General features: G+C 40.4%; 16 protein-coding genes. 8 read left to right on the top strand and 8 right to left on the bottom strand.

Annotated elements, in window-relative coordinates; all coding sequences use genetic code 11:
• The first annotated feature begins 91 nt into the window (after positions 1 to 91).
• From OIT90_RS14735 to OIT90_RS14720, 4 genes are all read left to right on the top strand, one after another.
• Positions 92 to 469 carry a VOC family protein gene (locus OIT90_RS14735; protein WP_474892682.1) on the top strand — a complete coding sequence of 126 codons (378 nt, stop codon included), beginning with the start codon at positions 92 to 94 and terminating at the stop codon, positions 467 to 469.
• 366 nt (positions 470 to 835) lie between these two features.
• Positions 836 to 1,627 carry a septation ring formation regulator EzrA gene (locus OIT90_RS14730; protein WP_044335087.1) on the top strand — a complete coding sequence of 264 codons (792 nt, stop codon included), beginning with the start codon at positions 836 to 838 and terminating at the stop codon, positions 1,625 to 1,627.
• A gap of 66 nt (positions 1,628 to 1,693) precedes the next feature.
• On the top strand, positions 1,694 to 2,821 hold the full coding sequence (locus OIT90_RS14725) for a hypothetical protein (RefSeq protein WP_106025687.1): 1,128 nt from the start codon (positions 1,694 to 1,696) through the stop codon (positions 2,819 to 2,821).
• Positions 2,822 to 2,837: 16 nt separating this feature from the next.
• Positions 2,838 to 3,083: a DUF2651 family protein gene (locus OIT90_RS14720; protein WP_106025688.1), complete on the top strand. Its 246-nt coding sequence runs from the start codon at positions 2,838 to 2,840 to the stop codon at positions 3,081 to 3,083.
• Positions 3,084 to 3,207: 124 nt separating this feature from the next.
• On the opposite strand, the gene OIT90_RS14715 is transcribed toward OIT90_RS14720, so the two are convergent.
• Positions 3,208 to 3,447 (bottom strand): hypothetical protein, encoded by a 240-nt coding sequence (locus tag OIT90_RS14715; protein WP_228280300.1) that lies wholly within the window; start codon positions 3,445 to 3,447, stop codon positions 3,208 to 3,210.
• Between the two features lie 103 nt (positions 3,448 to 3,550).
• Here OIT90_RS14715 and OIT90_RS14710 point away from each other — a divergent pair, with 103 nt between their 5' ends.
• Positions 3,551 to 3,784 carry a DUF2651 family protein gene (locus OIT90_RS14710; protein WP_474892681.1) on the top strand — a complete coding sequence of 78 codons (234 nt, stop codon included), beginning with the start codon at positions 3,551 to 3,553 and terminating at the stop codon, positions 3,782 to 3,784.
• 31 nt (positions 3,785 to 3,815) lie between these two features.
• Here OIT90_RS14710 and OIT90_RS14705 read toward each other — a convergent pair whose 3' ends face one another.
• From OIT90_RS14705 to OIT90_RS14685, 5 genes are all read right to left on the bottom strand, one after another.
• Complete coding sequence (locus OIT90_RS14705) at positions 3,816 to 4,208, bottom strand: RidA family protein (RefSeq protein ID WP_474892680.1); 393 nt, start codon at positions 4,206 to 4,208, stop codon at positions 3,816 to 3,818.
• Between the two features lie 215 nt (positions 4,209 to 4,423).
• A complete protein-coding gene (locus OIT90_RS14700; RefSeq protein WP_474892679.1) occupies positions 4,424 to 6,172 on the bottom strand; it encodes a methyl-accepting chemotaxis protein in 1,749 nt (582 codons plus the stop codon).
• Positions 6,173 to 6,272: 100 nt separating this feature from the next.
• On the bottom strand, positions 6,273 to 7,394 hold the full coding sequence (locus OIT90_RS14695) for a mannitol-1-phosphate 5-dehydrogenase (RefSeq protein ID WP_474892678.1): 1,122 nt from the start codon (positions 7,392 to 7,394) through the stop codon (positions 6,273 to 6,275).
• 1 nt (position 7,395) lies between these two features.
• The gene (locus tag OIT90_RS14690) at positions 7,396 to 7,830 is read right to left on the bottom strand and encodes a PTS mannitol transporter subunit IIA (RefSeq protein ID WP_474892677.1); all 435 of its coding nucleotides are present in this window, start codon (positions 7,828 to 7,830) and stop codon (positions 7,396 to 7,398) included.
• A 93-nt stretch (positions 7,831 to 7,923) separates the two neighbouring features.
• Entirely contained in the window at positions 7,924 to 9,366 is a 1,443-nt protein-coding gene (locus OIT90_RS14685; RefSeq protein ID WP_059375998.1) for a PTS mannitol transporter subunit IIBC, read from the bottom strand.
• Positions 9,367 to 9,873: 507 nt separating this feature from the next.
• On the opposite strand from OIT90_RS14685, the gene OIT90_RS14680 reads away from it, so the two are divergent.
• From OIT90_RS14680 to OIT90_RS14670, 3 genes are all read left to right on the top strand, one after another.
• Positions 9,874 to 11,508 carry a copper resistance CopC/CopD family protein gene (locus OIT90_RS14680; RefSeq protein WP_474892676.1) on the top strand — a complete coding sequence of 545 codons (1,635 nt, stop codon included), beginning with the start codon at positions 9,874 to 9,876 and terminating at the stop codon, positions 11,506 to 11,508.
• Between the two features lie 16 nt (positions 11,509 to 11,524).
• Positions 11,525 to 12,139, top strand: a complete 615-nt coding sequence (locus OIT90_RS14675; RefSeq protein ID WP_041089100.1) for a YcnI family copper-binding membrane protein — start codon at positions 11,525 to 11,527, stop codon at positions 12,137 to 12,139.
• 166 nt (positions 12,140 to 12,305) lie between these two features.
• Complete coding sequence (locus tag OIT90_RS14670) at positions 12,306 to 12,902, top strand: NAD(P)H-dependent oxidoreductase (protein ID WP_366206939.1); 597 nt, start codon at positions 12,306 to 12,308, stop codon at positions 12,900 to 12,902.
• A 44-nt stretch (positions 12,903 to 12,946) separates the two neighbouring features.
• On the opposite strand, the gene OIT90_RS14665 is transcribed toward OIT90_RS14670, so the two are convergent.
• Positions 12,947 to 14,341 carry an NAD-dependent succinate-semialdehyde dehydrogenase gene (locus tag OIT90_RS14665; protein ID WP_126682211.1) on the bottom strand — a complete coding sequence of 465 codons (1,395 nt, stop codon included), beginning with the start codon at positions 14,339 to 14,341 and terminating at the stop codon, positions 12,947 to 12,949.
• Entirely contained in the window at positions 14,316 to 15,704 is a 1,389-nt protein-coding gene (locus OIT90_RS14660; RefSeq protein WP_106025694.1) for an APC family permease, read from the bottom strand. Before OIT90_RS14660 ends, OIT90_RS14665 begins: the two co-directional genes overlap by 26 nt.
• Positions 15,705 to 15,720: the final 16 nt, after the last annotated feature.

The raw sequence follows: 15,720 nt of genomic DNA, 5'->3' as shown, positions 1-15,720 counted from the left end.
TTGGCATGAAATACACCTTATATCCTATATGGTACAATGAGTGGGAAACCTTTCCGTTTTTGACACGTATATGAAGAGAGGAGTTTTTCACATGAAAATGAAATATACCATTCTATATGTAAACGATGTTGAGGCAAGTATTCATTTCTATCAACATGTTCTTGGTTTCCCAATAAAATTGAGGGTTGAATCTTATGTTGAGTTTGACACTGGAGACGTGACGTTATCGATTAATTCACGCCAGGATGTCAAAGAGGCACTCGGATTGCCTGTCCCAGAAGCAAATCAATCGTCTCAAACGTTTGAGATTGGCTTTGTTGTGGATGATGTGGATCAAACAATTGCTTCAATGAAAGATAAAGGGGTTCCGATCATCAAGGAACCTGCAAAAAAACCATGGGGTCAAACAGTCGCTTATGTGTCTGATCCTGATGGTCATTTCATTGAAATATGTGATGCGATCTCCTAATTGTTTTTGAAGGGAGTGAACCAAAATGAGAAAAAAACATGTTTTTTTCGTCGGTGTTTGCTCAATGATTGTGATTTGCAGCGCTTTTAATAAGAACAATAAGTGATGTATTCAAGAGTAACGACAGATACCTTCCTAAATGAGACTAGTACTAACTACCAATGTGGAATGAAAAGACATTTTGTTATTGTCTATGCTTCTCACTTTCTCTGCACTTTACACAAAAATGTGTAAATCATACTTAAAGCCTTTCAAAATATATAAGTAAAAATAAACCTTAAAATAACCTTAAAATTGAAAATATGGGTTTAAAGAACAATTTATTTATTGTATATTTTACTTATAAATTTGAAGGGAGATTTTAGTATGATAAATAAACAAACGTTTAAAACTGTTTTATGTTCTACACTTTTAATTACTGGTATTGGATTTTCTCAGCAAGCTTTTGCTGCAGAATCAAATTCTTTAGAAAAAGAGGCAATAAAACAACACAAAATATCAGGAATGAGCGATAAAGAAATTACTGAATTAATTAAAACCGCTAAAGAAGATCGTAAATTCGCTGAAACTAAAGGGGACGAATTATACAAAAAAGATCAAAAAGAGTTCAAACAGCTTGAAACTTCAGGACAAATTGACAAACTTTACCCTAAATATAAAGTAGAGAAAAATAAAATATCTGCTTTATCTACAAAAAAATCTATGGGCACAAAGGGAGATGTATTAGTTAGTTATGAAATTAACTCTGGAAGCGCCTCAATAGGAGTTGGACATGCAGCAATTGTTGCCCAAAACAGCTCAAATACTGTAGAATCTTGGGCTAAAAGTTATAGCCCAAAGAAGCAAGATGGCGTGAGAAAATACCCGAATACATGGAATACGAAGAAAAAAGTTTATGGTTTATGGGTTAAAGGTTCTTCTAACGCTAAATATATTGGAGCAGCTAAATATGCAGAAAAACAAGCCTCAAATAAAAAACCTTATAACTGGAATTTTTTAAACAAAAACACTACTAAAAGTTTCTATTGTTCACAACTTGCATGGAGAGCATGGAAGAATCAAGGCATAGATATTGATAATATCAAATGGGATACTATTGTCACTCCAATGGAACTTGTAAAGTCAAATAATACTAAGATTTTTAAACATAACAAATAAAATAATTAACTCAAAACAATCGTATTCCTTATACGGTTGTTTTAGTCTTTAAGGAGATGTCTATAAATGTTTAGTAAACGTATCTTTTTAAGTATATTTGTTATTTTAATTTTATCAGCGTGCACAGCCAATAATTCAGAAAATAACCCAAAAGAGAAAAAATTCACCAAAATGAATGATACATCATTTATTATTTCTCTGTCCAATACATTAAAATCCGGTACTGAAATAATTTACTTTGATAGTAAAGGAAATAGTATAAAAGATAGTTTATTGAATTCTGGTTATAGTATTATATCCAGCACACAAAGCAAGGATAACATTTATTTTAATAGCAGTCGAAGTAATGATTATTTTACCATAAATAAAAAATCAGGTTTACTAAAAGAAGGTAATTTAAAAAGTATGTCAAAAACAACAGAAGATGAAGGGTCTTTCTTTATTAATGCTAGCAACTCATACGTTTTTAAAGATATAAATATCGGTTATACTGATAAAGGGTATGAGAGCGAATTTATTTATTGGACAGACAACAACGATGATAAAAAACAACATATAAAGTTAAAGGGGATGCTCAACTCTGCAAGGTTAATAGATGGGAAATTTTATATACTCTCCAACTATGACGATGAATACTTATCTATAAAAGTTCTTGATCCAAATAACAATAAAATTATTTTGGATAAACGTATTCCAAATAAACAGATTTATTTTATTGAAGGTAACGAAAAAGATGCATTTAAAGAGTTAGACTCTGATACAATAGCTTTAGCCCTAACCGATACGGTTAACCAAAATGAAGAATCTAAAATTTTATTAATTAATAAGTCTAATTTAAAAATAAAAAAAGAAATTACAATTAATCAAAAATCTTTCTCTCCAACACAAATTGAATTACTCCATGATGGTAATATTGCTATCCCATCCTCTGAGGGCAAAGTATTAATCTATGATAAAAATTTTAAGTTAATAAAATCTTTTGATATGAAAGATACAAAAGAAGAACAATATCTCCAAAACATTCAATATTCTAAAGATAATATGTATGCTTTTTTCAAGTATCCTACTCAAAAAAAACAAAATGTGATAGGACATGTAGATATATATGATATAAAGAAGGGAACATTAACTAATTCCATCGATATCCACTCAAAAAAAGATTGGGAAACGGGACGACTTGAATTAATTCAGTAATAAGGGGGATAACCTAGTGGGATCTATTGTTTTATTAATTGTTTTTGTTTTGCCCATATTGTCGATTCTAATTGGAATATTAGGTACACGTATCTTTAGAAACATATGGATTTCTCCTCTTGTTTCTCTTGTCTTAAGTTTGGTGTTTTGGTTTACTTTAGCAGAAGGAAACTTTTCTTTTTTATTTTGGGTAGTTTGTTACACTGTTATTTCCATAATCTCTTCTGTTATAACATTTATCATAATTAAAAAATCCCCTTAATCAAGAGGACTGGAAATCATCCGGTCCTCTTTGATTTACAAACGATAACGCGCAATGTCCTGATTCAACCGCATGCTAAGTTCATTGAGCCTTTCTGCTGCTTTTGTCACATTAGAGATGGCTGTTACTTGTTCATCTGTGGATGCAGTGATTTCTTCGATCGCCGCTCCGTTTTCTTGAGAAACATACGGTCATTTTGCTCCATCAATGTATTCAGCTCTTTTACCATAGCGTTTGTTTCAACGATGGTTTGTGAAATCAATGTAGAGATAGCATTGATTTCATTTTCTGTTGCATGCACCGCTTCATCTAACTCGGCAAAACGATCCATTTTGCTCGACATGATGCCGGCTGTTGCAGCCATTTCTTCTTTAATGCCTTGGGTCATTTGCTGAATTTAAACAGACAGCTGGCTGCGTCGGTCTTTTATGTTTTGATGTAAACACTTGTTAAAAGGAGTTAGTCGTATGGCTGTTTTTATTTTATTCATTGTATTTGGCTTTCCCATTATCTCTGTGCCGATTGGTATTTTCGGTACGCTCCTTTTGAAGAATGTTTGGATGCCTACTTTGATTGTGCTGTTAGCGAGCATGATCTTCATGTTCACCTATATTGGCGGGGATGAATCTTTTCTCATTTGGGTTATTGTCTATACCGTCTTTACATTCTTTGCTGGATGGATTACAAAGCGGCTCAAGTAAAAAAGAACAGCATCGCTGTTCTTTTTTTAAATCATATATCCGCACACCATAGTTCAATTTCAATTTTTAGCTCAGGCCATCCTAAAGCTGATACATAAGCAACCGTCATTGATGGGTAAGCTGTTTTGAAAATCGTATCCCACTGAGGATATAGATGATCCCAGTCAATTTCTTCTGTTGCCCATATATTGAACTTGATCACATGTTCTTCATTCAATCCCTCTGATTCAAGGATTTTTTTGATATTTTCAAACGTATTCGTTACTTGGTCGTTTAAGCTTGATGGGATCTGCCCATCTATATCTGTCCCTACCTGACCCGATGTAACAAATAATCCCGCACCCTTTGGCACCCTTGTAATATGACTGTAGTTACCAACAGGTTTCGGCATACTTTCTGGGTTTTTTCTCGTGATTTTTTCCATGTTATGTCCCTCACTCACGTTTATTTTTCTGCTAGTTTCTTCGTTTTGTAGACAGACTTCACCAATTTCTATCTACCTTCAAAGAAAACAGCAGTGGAGTATCCATAGCCACAAGGTAAGAACATCAATATCTTCTTTTTCATGACTGAAACACTCCTTTTGTTTGCGTGAGCAAGGTTTTGATTAACTTCATAGTACCACATAGTCAAAATGAATTATAGACGATAACGCGCAATGTCCTGATTCAATCGCATGCTAAGTTCATTGAGTCTTTCTGCTGCTTTTGCCACATTAGAGATGGCTGTCACTTGTTCGTCTGTGGATGCAGTGATTTCTTCGATCGCCGCTGCATTTTCTTGAGAAACATGTGCTGCGCCGTGCATGGCTTTTGTGATAAGGTCGTTTTGCTCCAGCAGTGTATTCAGCTCTTTTGCCATCGCGTTTGTTTCAACGATGGTTTGTGAAATCAATGTAGAGATGGCATTGAATTCGTGTTCTGTTGCATGCACCGCTTCATCCAGCTCGGCAAAACGATCCATTGTGTTAGACATGATACCAGCTGTTGTTGTCGTTTCTTCTTTAATGCCTTGGATCATTTGCTGAATTTGAACGGCTGATTGTTTTGTCTGCTCAGCTAAATTCCGCACTTCACTCGCGACAACTGAGAAGCCTTTGCCGTGCTCTCCTGCACGTGCTGCTTCAATGCTGGCATTCAGTGCCAGTAAATTGGTCTCATTTGAAATGCTTTCAATCGTATCTGTGATTTGAGAAATATCCTGTACTTTTGTACTTAACTGCTCGATTCCCGCTCTAATGCCTTGAGACGCTTGAATCGATTGTTCATTCGATTGTTTTAATTGCTGTACGATTTGCTGGCCCTGCTGTGATGATTGACTCGATTGGTCGGAAATCCGTTTAATTTGATCACTCTGTTCTTTCACATTCTCAATAGATTGATTAAACTGGGTCATTTGTTGATTGGCTACTTCAAGATCAGATGCTTGATGAAGTGTTCCAGTCGAAATGTCTCCGATGGCTCGTCCAATTTCTTCACTGCTGGCTGAGGTTTCTTCAGATATCGCCGATAAATCTGTCGCTGATTCCACAAGCTGACTGCTCGTTTCCTGTAAACCGCTCACCAGTGTTCTGAGCTCGCCTGACATATGGTTAAAGCCTTTTGCCAGCTGTCCGATTTCATCCGTTGTTTCCTTTAAGCTCGTGCGCTCAATATTCCCCGCTGCAATCTCCTTTGAAGCAGCAGTGACTTGCTTGAGCAGTCTGACTTTTCCTCGGGCAGCTAAATAAAAGACGCCTAAACTCAGAAGGGCGACACCCGCTGTAATGAGAATAATATAGAGCTTCATCTGCTCTAATTCTTTATAAAATTCGTCCTGGAAGACAGCGATGCCTACACTCCAATTCCACGGTGTAAACTGGCTCATATAGGCAAGCTTTTCCTTTTCTTCGCCGGTTGCATCGTCCTTATCCATATAGGTCACATAGTGTGCATCCTCATCTTTTGCATTCGCGCCGGCGACCATTTTTTCACGATTGGTCGTGTTATCTGGAATGACGCCGATGTCGTTGACCGGATGGACCTGGGTTGAGTAGTCAGTGCCATATGCGATCAGATAGCCTTTATTTTTATAGATAAAATCTGATTTTTGAGATTGGTATCCCTTCCCGTTGTCATTTTTTGGTCCGCTCAAGTAAAGGCGGGCCTGTTCTTGCGCCTGCTCAAGCGTCAGTTCTTTTTTCTCCACACGGTCATTCAATTGTTCAAGTGTGGCCATTGCTCCGCTGACGATGTGCTTTAAATCTGCTTTCCCCGCATCAATTAATACATGTTTCGCTAACAAATATCCCGTAGTTCCAACAAGTCCGCCCGTTAAAATCGTGATCACGATAATGGCAGACATTAATTGAAAAAAGACACTTCTTGACGCAAACGCTTTCTTTTTCATAAACAAATTCCCCCTTACTTTATATATCGTCAAGCAGGGAAAAGTATTAAAAAAGTCATAGAAAAAAATCCCTTTCGCACGTTGGAAAGGGATGTTCAAATTATTGAGTTGCTTCTTTAATAATGGCTTGATAAAGATCGTCTGTTGGCGAGAGTCCACATACCTCTTCCAGCACACCTTCAATGCCTTTTTCTTTTCGTAATGCCTGCAGACGAACAGCTTCTTCATCTTCAGTAAAGTCGTAAGCCAAAGCTGCCACGATGCCTTTAATTAAATAATGTGGCTGTTTGATCTTTTTCGCTGGACCGATTAAACGGTCATCTGCTCCGAGCTTTCTAAGCGGAGAGCGTGCGACACGCGTGACTTCATCAGAGATAAAGGCATTTTCAAATCGTTTGATGATTTTTTGAATATACGCATCATGTTCTTCTTTTTGAAAGCCATATGTGTCGATCAAATAACTGCCTGTTTCGTGAAGTGCACCTTCGACCACTTGACGAATCTCTTGTGTATCGACAGCTTCTTTAATCGTTTGCACACCTTTCTCGTACCCGACATAAGCAGCTAGTGCATGTCCTGTGTTGACAGTAAAGAGTTTACGTTCAATAAATGGCGTCAAATCTTGTACAAAGGTCGCTCCGTCAATTTGAGGAACGTCTCCAATAAAGCCTGTCTCATCAATCACCCACTCGAAAAATGGCTCGACTGATACTTTCAATATGTCCTCATGGTGCTGAATTGGGACAATGCGGTCAACCGCAGCGTTTGGAAAACCTACTGTTTGTGACAGCGCTTCTTGTTCATCAGCTGTTAAATGAGAGACAACGGCTTTCTTTAAATGAGAGCTGCCGCCAATCATATTTTCACATGCCACAATGTTGATGATATGATCAGGCTTTTTCTGTTTTAAACCGTCAGCAATCGACGAAGCAATGATGTTCAAAACGGCTGGTCCAACAGCTGTTGTAATGAGATCAGCTGTTGCAATCGCCTCTATTAAAGCAGCTGGATCTTTTGCGGAATTGATGGCTGACACAGGACCGACTACTTCTTGCTGCTGCCCTGGTGCTGCGAGTTCAACCGTGTATTCTCCTTTTTCATTCAGCTCGTTGATGACCGCTTCATTTACATCGGTAAAAACGAGCTCAAAGCCTGATGCTTTTAACAAAGATCCGATAAACCCTCTGCCAATATTTCCTGCTCCAAAATGAAGTGCCTTCATGTTAGTTCACCTCGTTAAAGATGGCGATCAGTTCATCCTGATCCTTTGCATGAAGGATACGCTCTATGTTTTCTTCTTCTGAACACACAATCGCAATTTGAGAAAGAATATCGAGATGCTCATTGTTTTTACCAGCGATGCCAAATACGACTTTGGCAATATTTCCTTCGCCGTATTCAACGCCGTCTGGAATTTGGATAATGGAAATCCCTGAATGAAGGACAGCCGCTTTCGCATCCTCTGTTCCATGAGGAATAGCAATTCCGTTGCCCATAAATGTAGAAGAAATATTTTCTCTTTCAAACATTTTGTCCACATAATCACTTGTGACATAACCGTTTGCCACTAAAACTTCTCCTGCTTTTTTAATGGCTTCTTCTTTAGAGCCCGCTTGTTCGTTTAGAAAAATATTGTCTTTTGAAAGTACTTGTTTCATGAAAGATCACACACCTTTTTTAGAATGAAAATCAGAAAACAACCAAAACGGGGAGTTCAATTAGAAAAATTGGACTCAACCCGTTTCGTCATGTTATTTTTTCAATTTCTCAATCAGCTCATCGTATTTCGGGCTGTTTAAGAAATTATCAACTGAAATATGCACAGCTCCTGGCAGTTTTGCCTTCGCTCTATCTGTTAAATCTTTATGAGTAAAGACTACATCGGCATCATCTGGAATGTTGCTGATGGATGTATTTGTCACATCAATATCAAGTTCTGCCTTTTTGACTTTATTCTTTAAAACGGATGCGCCCATCGCACTTGAGCCCATTCCTGCATCACAGGCAAAGATGATTTTGTTCACGTCATCTGGATTGATTTCATCTGGAGATGCTGCTTGCTCGTTTGCTTCAGCACCTTCTTTTTGTGCTGTAAGAGCAGCTGCTGCTGCACTTTTCTTGCCTTTCATGTCTTGCATTTTTTCTGTTGCTGCTGTTAAGTCTTCATCCACTGCTTTAGACGCTTTCAAAATGACAGAAGCGACAAGGAATGATACGACCGCTGCCACGACAACACCTGCTAGAACGGCAAGGTGGCCGCCTTTTGGTGACATGAGCATAAGAGCGATGATACTTCCTGGTGACGGTACAGCCTTTAGGCCCGCATTTAACAGTGTAAAAGTTAGAACGCCGCTTGCTCCCCCAGCAATTACCGCTAAAATGAGCTTTGGCTTCATTAAGATGTATGGGAAGTAAATCTCATGGATTCCCCCTAAGAATTGAATGACAATCGCACCCGGTGCAGACTGCTTTGCTGTCCCTCTTCCAAAGAACATGTAGGCCAGAAGAACACCGAGACCTGGTCCTGGGTTTGTTTCAAGCAAGAACAGAACGGACTGGCCTGTCTTCGCCGCTTGCTCCACCCCTAATGGACCTAAAATTCCTTGGTTAATTGCATTGTTTAAGAACAATACTTTTGCTGGTTCAATGAAGATACTTGCCAGCGGAAGCAAATGTGCATTGACAATAATATCTACACCTGCCGCAAGGGCTTTATTTAAACCTAGAACCACTGGGCCAATAGCGTAGAAAGCAATGGCTACTAAAATGGCACCAAGAATACCTGCACTAAAATTATTAATCAGCATTTCAAAACCTGATCTGATTCGGTCTTTAAACAGCTGGTCAATTTTCTTAATGAGATAACCGCCAAGCGGTCCCATGATCATCGCACCTAAAAACATTGGGATGTCCGAACCGACAATAACCCCGATCGTAGCGGTTGCACCGAGTACCCCGCCTCGATGGTCATATACGAGCTTCCCACCTGTGTAACCGATTAAGAGCGGCAGCAAGTAGTTGATCATTGGACCAACGAGTGTATTTAATTGTTCATTTGGAAAATAACCACTTGGAATGAACAATGCGGTGATGAGTCCCCAAGCGATAAACGCTCCAATATTCGGCATGATCATACCGCTTAAATAGCTTCCAAAGCGCTGTACTTTTACGCGAAACCCGCTTTTTTCCTGCATCTATGAAAACTCCTTTCTTCTCTCCCTTTATTTAGGGCTTTATAGGTCAAAAGATATAAGAACAAGATTCAGTGAAGCCCTTATGCCTATCGTAAAACGCTTTCACTTTCTCATCAATTGAAACTAAATGTCACTTTGTCACATCGTGTGTGACAAAATTGAAAAATGATGTGAATTCTCTGTCAGATCTCAACATATAATGGGTGGAAAGCTTGATCTGCCGTTGTTTTCACGCAAAATTCATGGGAATTTCACAACTTTCAAATGGTCACTTCTTGTTTCCTCTTCTTAAATCGAATAGGCTTATAATTGATCAAACCTATTCAATTAAGAAATGTCTGCGCAGACATGACACAGAAAAAGTGAACCATCTTGCTATTTGTTTCGTTTACCTTTTAGAGAGGGCGGTACAATAGAAGGAGCGGTTTTTTCTGTGACTCACAGTTTACTGCCGCTTTCTTTCTGATACATGAGACATTTTCATAGGTAGAAAGGCGGTTATTTACCTTGTTTAAAAATAGTCAGTGGCTTCTGCTTCTTATGGTCATGTTCGCTTTTTTCATTCCAAAGGAAGCATTTGCTCACGCATACGTCGTGAGCTCGAACCCAGCGGCAAATGAAGAGCTGGATCAGCAGCCCCCTTCAGTCTCGATCACATTTAGTGAAGGAATTGAAAGCGGGTTTCATGCCATTAAGGTGCTAAATGCAAAAGGTGATCGTGTGGATAAAGGAGATACGGTCATTAAAGATCAAAAGATCATGGAAGCGGCTTTAAAAAAGAATTTACCTAAAGGGATTTACACCATTCAGTGGAATGCGGTATCAGCGGATGGACACTCTGTCTCTGGCATGATTCCGTTTAGTATTGGAAAAGCGGCTGGCGGTTTTGACCAATTAGAGCAAGGTCAGACGGATGAATCCATTGATGTGGCTTCAACTATTGATAAAGCCTTTCTTTATACGTCATTCAGCTTATTCCTTGGCACCATTTTGTTTGGACTGCTTTGGTTCAGGGCAGCGATTTCACCTGTATTGGCGAAACGAATGAAGCGGATTTTGACATTGTCATTGATCATGATGGGCGGAGCACTTGTGTTCCAGCTGCCGATTCAGACAAAGTCAGCGGCAGACGTGTCCTTTTTTGGGGCATTTCAGCCTTCGCTTTTACAAGAAACGATTGCGTCCACTTCTGGCGGTAGTCTGTGGATGATGCTTATGGCGTCATTTGTACTTCTCACCATCTGGACAATTGTGGCGATGAGAAAAGGGGACTTCTTTTCTTTTCGTGTTTGGCTGTTTCCACTGCTTCTCTTCACAGTGCTGCTTTGGCTGAAAGCACAAATCGGACATCCAGCCGCAACAGACAATAAAATACTCACAACATCACTTGATTTCATCCATCTCGTCTCTGCTTCGATTTGGGTCGGTGGTTTAACAGCCATTGTCCTTCTTTTGATGAAGAAACTGCCAAATGAAGATGAGCCGCTCATACGGAATACGCTCGCAGCATTTCATCCTTGGGCACTGCTCTCTGTTGGACTTATTGTGTTTTCAGGATTTGTGAATGCCATCTTTATTTTGCAATCGTTTGACGCTCTTTTCCAATCAGCATACGGACGCACCTTTTTAATCAAGCTTGGTTTATTTATCATCATGGGCCTGCTTGGACTTATGCATTACTTGATGCTGAGATGGGAAAAAAAGCAGAAACGCAGCTTTTCCTTACGAGCTGAATGGATGATCGGGATCGCCATTTTGTTATTAACGGCTGTCTTTACTAATATACCGAGCCCTCCTCCGCCTGCACCTGAGCCTTTCTTTGGCGCAAATCAGGTCGAGCATCGTGACATTGTGTCCTTGAGCATTACCCCGAATGCCCCGGGGAAAAACTCATTCGAGGTGGCATTTACAAAGAAGAATGGCGAAACGATCACTGATATTCAATCTGTGACAGCCAAGATTCATAAGGTGGCTTTATTCGGTGATGAGACACCAAGTGAATTTCAGCTGAAACGATTAAAAAATGGTCATTTCTCTGCTGAAAATCTCTTATTAAATGAAAAAGGCACATGGAAAATTGAAATCCATGCGTTAACTGGTTCTTTTAAGAATATCGATACCACCTTTATTAGAAGAAACTAAAAGGAGTTCATCACATATGAAAAAATACGTTAAAGCTTTATTACCAATGCTTCTCGCTTCATTTTTATTGGCGATTCCTGTGAGTGCGCACGTAACAGTCAAGCCTGATACGTCTGCGACAAATGCTTGGGAGACCTATACATTAAAGGTTCCTTCTGAAAGTGACAGTCCAACGACTAAGGTTGTCGTGACAATTCCTAAAGGCGTAGAATTCCAGCAATATGAGCCTGTACCTGGCTGGAAAACGTCAACTGAAGAGAAAGATGGCAAGGTGACAAGAGTGACTTGGGAGGCAACTGGTAAAGGTGTGCTTGCTGGACAATTTCAGCAATTCGTTTTTGTAGCGAAAAACCCTGAAAAAGCTGGTGAAGCTGCATGGGATGCGTATCAATATTATAAGGATGGAACAGTCGTTGAATGGACTGGCGATAAAGATGCTGATAAACCTCATTCCATCACAAACATTGTGGCATCTAATACCGTAACGGATTCACATGGTCAAGAAAAACCCAAAGAAGAAAAGGCCTCTGAAACAGCCTCTGCTTCTTCCTCACCACTTGTCCTTGGTCTGTCCATTGCTGCTCTAGTCGTGGCACTGATTGCACTGGGACTTGCTTTTAGAAAAAAATAAAAGCTGTATGAGCGATCGTTTTCTTAGAAACGATCGCTTTTTCTTCCTTTACACATTTAAAAATCAATTATTTTCCATTTTCCCAACTTGTTATTACCAATATAGGATTGAATAGGATAAAGCCACATGCCATAATGAGACAGATGACCACATAGGAGGCTATGAGATGAACCATGTAATCATTTTTGCTCATCCCCAGCAAAGCTTAAATCAAACCTTATTAGATCTTGTTGTGAGCACTCTATTGAACAATGGTCATAAGGTGACTGTTCGTGATGTCTATGCCCTAGGTTTTTCGCCAGAGCTCACCATTGCAGAAAAGGCTGCGATCAAATGCGGTGATGTCCCGATCGCCATTCAAAGAGAGCAGAAACTGATTCAGCAAGCGGATGTGCTGACGTTTATTTTTCCAATATGGTGGACAGGCTTGCCAGCTATGCTAAAGGGCTATGTAGAGCGCGTCTTTTCTGAGGGCTTTGCTTATCAGAAGAATGAGCATGGAGTGATTGAAAATTTACTTCGGCACAAAAAAGGGGTCATTATCAACACGCACGATGCCCCGAGGAATTTTCTTGATTCCAATATGAGCTTCTCCTCCTCTCATCACATGACAACGGATACAGAAGTCTTTAATCTTATTGGGGTTCAGCCTGTCGAACGGCTTTTGTTCAGCAGTATGGAACAGGCATCTGCAGATTACATACATGAAATTCTGAAAGAAACGAAAGAAACGGTGGACCAGCTTTTCCCGCCGGCTGTATAACATAAAAAAGACTGCTGGGATTCCTCAGACAGTCTTTTTCACGTTTATTCGTCTAAACCAATTGATACATATTTTGTTTCTAAATATGGTTCGATTCCTTCGATTCCGCCTTCTCGCCCTATTCCGCTCTCTTTCATACCGCCAAAAGGTGCTTGGACAGCTGATGGACCGCCATCATTCCAGCCAATAATTCCATAATCGAGATGTTCAGAAATATAGAGCCCGTTCCGATAATTTTCTGTAAAGAAATAAGCGGCAAGGCCAAAAGGTGTATCGTTGGCTAATTCAATTGCCTCATCTAACGTTTGGAATGTCGTAATCGGCGCCACTGGACCAAAGGTCTCTTCATGCATAATGTTCATGGAAGTGTCAACATGTGTAAGAACCGTTGGCTGGACAAAATAATATGATTTGTCATCGTCGAAATGCGTATCGCCGCCAACAAGAACTTTCGCCCCTTTATCCACTGCATCTTGAATTTGGCCGACAATTTTATCAAAGCCGCGCTTGTTGATAATTGGACCGATAGATGTGCCTTCTTCAAAGCCATTTCCCACTTTCAGCTTTTCTACTTCTTTGCTGAACCTTTGCGCAAATGCTTCATGAATGTCTTCATGCACAATTAAGCGGTTGGCACAGACACAGGTTTGTCCTGCATTCCGGAACTTAGACGCCACTGCTTGTTTGACAGCTAGTTCAAGATTTGCGTCCTTGTCTACGATGAGCGGGGCATGACCGCCAAGCTCCATTGATACATGTTTGACTGTGCTGGCACTGTTTTTGATCAAATGCTTTCCGACGGGCGTTGAGCCTGTAAACGTGATTTTTCGAATCAATGGACTATCTGTGAAGATTTCACCCACTTCTTTGCCATCTCCGACAACCCATTGCAGTGCATCCTCTGGAATGCCAGCTTCATGACCCAATTTTACTAGTTCAATAGCTGTCAAAGGCGTATCTTCGGCAGGTTTTACAATAAACGTACAGCCTGCTGCAAGCGCTGGGGCTGCCTTTCTCGTAATCATCGCCGCAGGGAAATTCCACGGAGTAATGGCAGCAACAGGACCAACTGGCTGTTTTGTGACGAAAAGGCGTTTGCTTGTCGTATGTGATGGGATGGTTCTTCCGTAGATTCGCTTTGCTTCCTCCGCGTACCATTCAATATAACCAGCCGCATAGACGATTTCCCCTAATGCTTCTTGATACGGCTTCCCGTTTTCTTCTGTAATGATTTTCGCAAGCCTTTCTTTATGTTCAATCATCAGATCAAACCACTTGCGAATGATATTGGCACGCTCATGCGCTGACGTTTTCGCCCATGATTTAAATGCTTTGTGTGAGCGGGAAATTGCGTCTTCGATCTGTTCTTTTGTATGCTGAGCAACTGAAGCAATTTCTTCTCCTGTTGCAGGATTATACACTTTGAGTTCGTTTGTCATGCTCTACCGTCTCCTTCGTTCTTGGATTCATTACATATAGTATATACCCAATGAGTACCCAACCTAAAAGCAATATCCATTCAGCTGGCCAAGATAAGGAGGCCGGCATTCCTGGAAAGTAAAATGAAAGGAAAAGAAGACTCAATCCGATGGCTAGAACGCCTGTCGTCCGCCAATATTTAATGCGGTATGGACGCTCAAGCTCGGGTTCTATTTTGCGAAGTCTCATAAAGGCGATGGACACAATTAAGTACCCGACGATAATTCCGACACCGCCCGCATTGACAATCCACAGGAGGGCAGGACGGCCTAATAATGGAGCAAAAAAGGCCAATGCCCCAAGAAACAAAATCGCATTTGTCGGTGTTTTATACTTTGGATGAATATACGCAAACCATTTGGAAATCATGCCTCTTTCCGCCATGGCATATAGAATACGGCTTGCCCCGATGATAAAAGCGTTCCAGCTTGTCACAATCCCTGCTACACCGCCAATAACCAGCACTGTTCCAAATGCTTGATGACCGAGAAGCTGAACCATGGCATCTGCTGTCGCTAATGAAGAGGCTTCAAGCTGTCCTTTTGACATTCCAGCAGCTACCCCAAAGACAATAAGCAGATAAAAAACGACCGCGCTTACGATAGAAATAATCAAAATTCTCCCAATGATTTTCTTTGGTGCATGAATTTCCGCTGCTACTTGTGGAATGACATCAAACCCAACGAATAAAAAGGGAATCATGACTAATACCGCCATGAGACCGCCAACCCCGCCTTGAAACATCGGCTCAAGGTTTGCAAAATCTCCATTAAATGTTGCGCCGCCTAAAAGGAGAAAACCTGTCAGAATAATTGCCACAGTGAACACGGACTGAAAAATGGCGGCAGGCTTAGCCCCAATGTAATTCAGTGCAGTTAAAAACAATGCACCGCCAGATCCAATCAATACCCACGTGAAATACACGTCCCATCCACCAATATTCCATAGAAAGCCAACATGCTTTGTTGGAATCACATAATCAATGACGGTCGGCAAGGCGACAGCTTCAAACGTAATCACAGACACATAACCAAACAATACGCCCCATGCTGAGACGAACGCTGCTTTCATCCCAAATGCCCGTTGGACAAAGACGAGCCCTCCGCCTGTCTCTGGAATCGCAGATGAAAGCTCGGCATACGTGAGTCCAATAAAGATCACGAGAATGCCTCCTATCACAAAGGCAATCACACTGCCTAAAAAGCCAGCTGTTAAAATCCAATCTCCCGAAAGTACAACCCAGCCCCAGCCAAGCATTGCACCAATGGACAAAAACAGCACGTCTGACTGCGACATCGTTTTTGCCATTTGTTGTTTTTGCATACAACCATCCCCCTTT

It is taken from the genome of Bacillus sp. ABR, from assembly GCF_056172715.1.
This window is presented reverse-complemented; position numbering and strand designations above follow the sequence as displayed.

Bases quoted from the DNA above. Each gene is read 5' to 3' on its own strand.
- OIT90_RS14735 (WP_474892682.1), top strand. From the start codon at position 92: ATGAAAATGAAATATACCATTCTATATGTAAACGATGTTGAGGCAAGT.
- OIT90_RS14730 (WP_044335087.1), top strand. From the start codon at position 836: ATGATAAATAAACAAACGTTTAAAACTGTTTTATGTTCTACACTTTTA.
- OIT90_RS14725 (WP_106025687.1), top strand. From the start codon at position 1,694: ATGTTTAGTAAACGTATCTTTTTAAGTATATTTGTTATTTTAATTTTA.
- OIT90_RS14715 (WP_228280300.1), bottom strand. From the start codon at position 3,447: ATGGCTGCAACAGCCGGCATCATGTCGAGCAAAATGGATCGTTTTGCC.
- OIT90_RS14710 (WP_474892681.1), top strand. From the start codon at position 3,551: ATGGCTGTTTTTATTTTATTCATTGTATTTGGCTTTCCCATTATCTCT.
- OIT90_RS14705 (WP_474892680.1), bottom strand. From the start codon at position 4,208: ATGGAAAAAATCACGAGAAAAAACCCAGAAAGTATGCCGAAACCTGTT.
- OIT90_RS14700 (WP_474892679.1), bottom strand. From the start codon at position 6,172: ATGAAAAAGAAAGCGTTTGCGTCAAGAAGTGTCTTTTTTCAATTAATG.
- OIT90_RS14695 (WP_474892678.1), bottom strand. From the start codon at position 7,394: ATGAAGGCACTTCATTTTGGAGCAGGAAATATTGGCAGAGGGTTTATC.
- OIT90_RS14690 (WP_474892677.1), bottom strand. From the start codon at position 7,830: ATGAAACAAGTACTTTCAAAAGACAATATTTTTCTAAACGAACAAGCG.
- OIT90_RS14685 (WP_059375998.1), bottom strand. From the start codon at position 9,366: ATGCAGGAAAAAAGCGGGTTTCGCGTAAAAGTACAGCGCTTTGGAAGC.
- OIT90_RS14675 (WP_041089100.1), top strand. From the start codon at position 11,525: ATGAAAAAATACGTTAAAGCTTTATTACCAATGCTTCTCGCTTCATTT.
- OIT90_RS14670 (WP_366206939.1), top strand. From the start codon at position 12,306: ATGAACCATGTAATCATTTTTGCTCATCCCCAGCAAAGCTTAAATCAA.
- OIT90_RS14665 (WP_126682211.1), bottom strand. From the start codon at position 14,341: ATGACAAACGAACTCAAAGTGTATAATCCTGCAACAGGAGAAGAAATT.
- OIT90_RS14660 (WP_106025694.1), bottom strand. From the start codon at position 15,704: ATGCAAAAACAACAAATGGCAAAAACGATGTCGCAGTCAGACGTGCTG.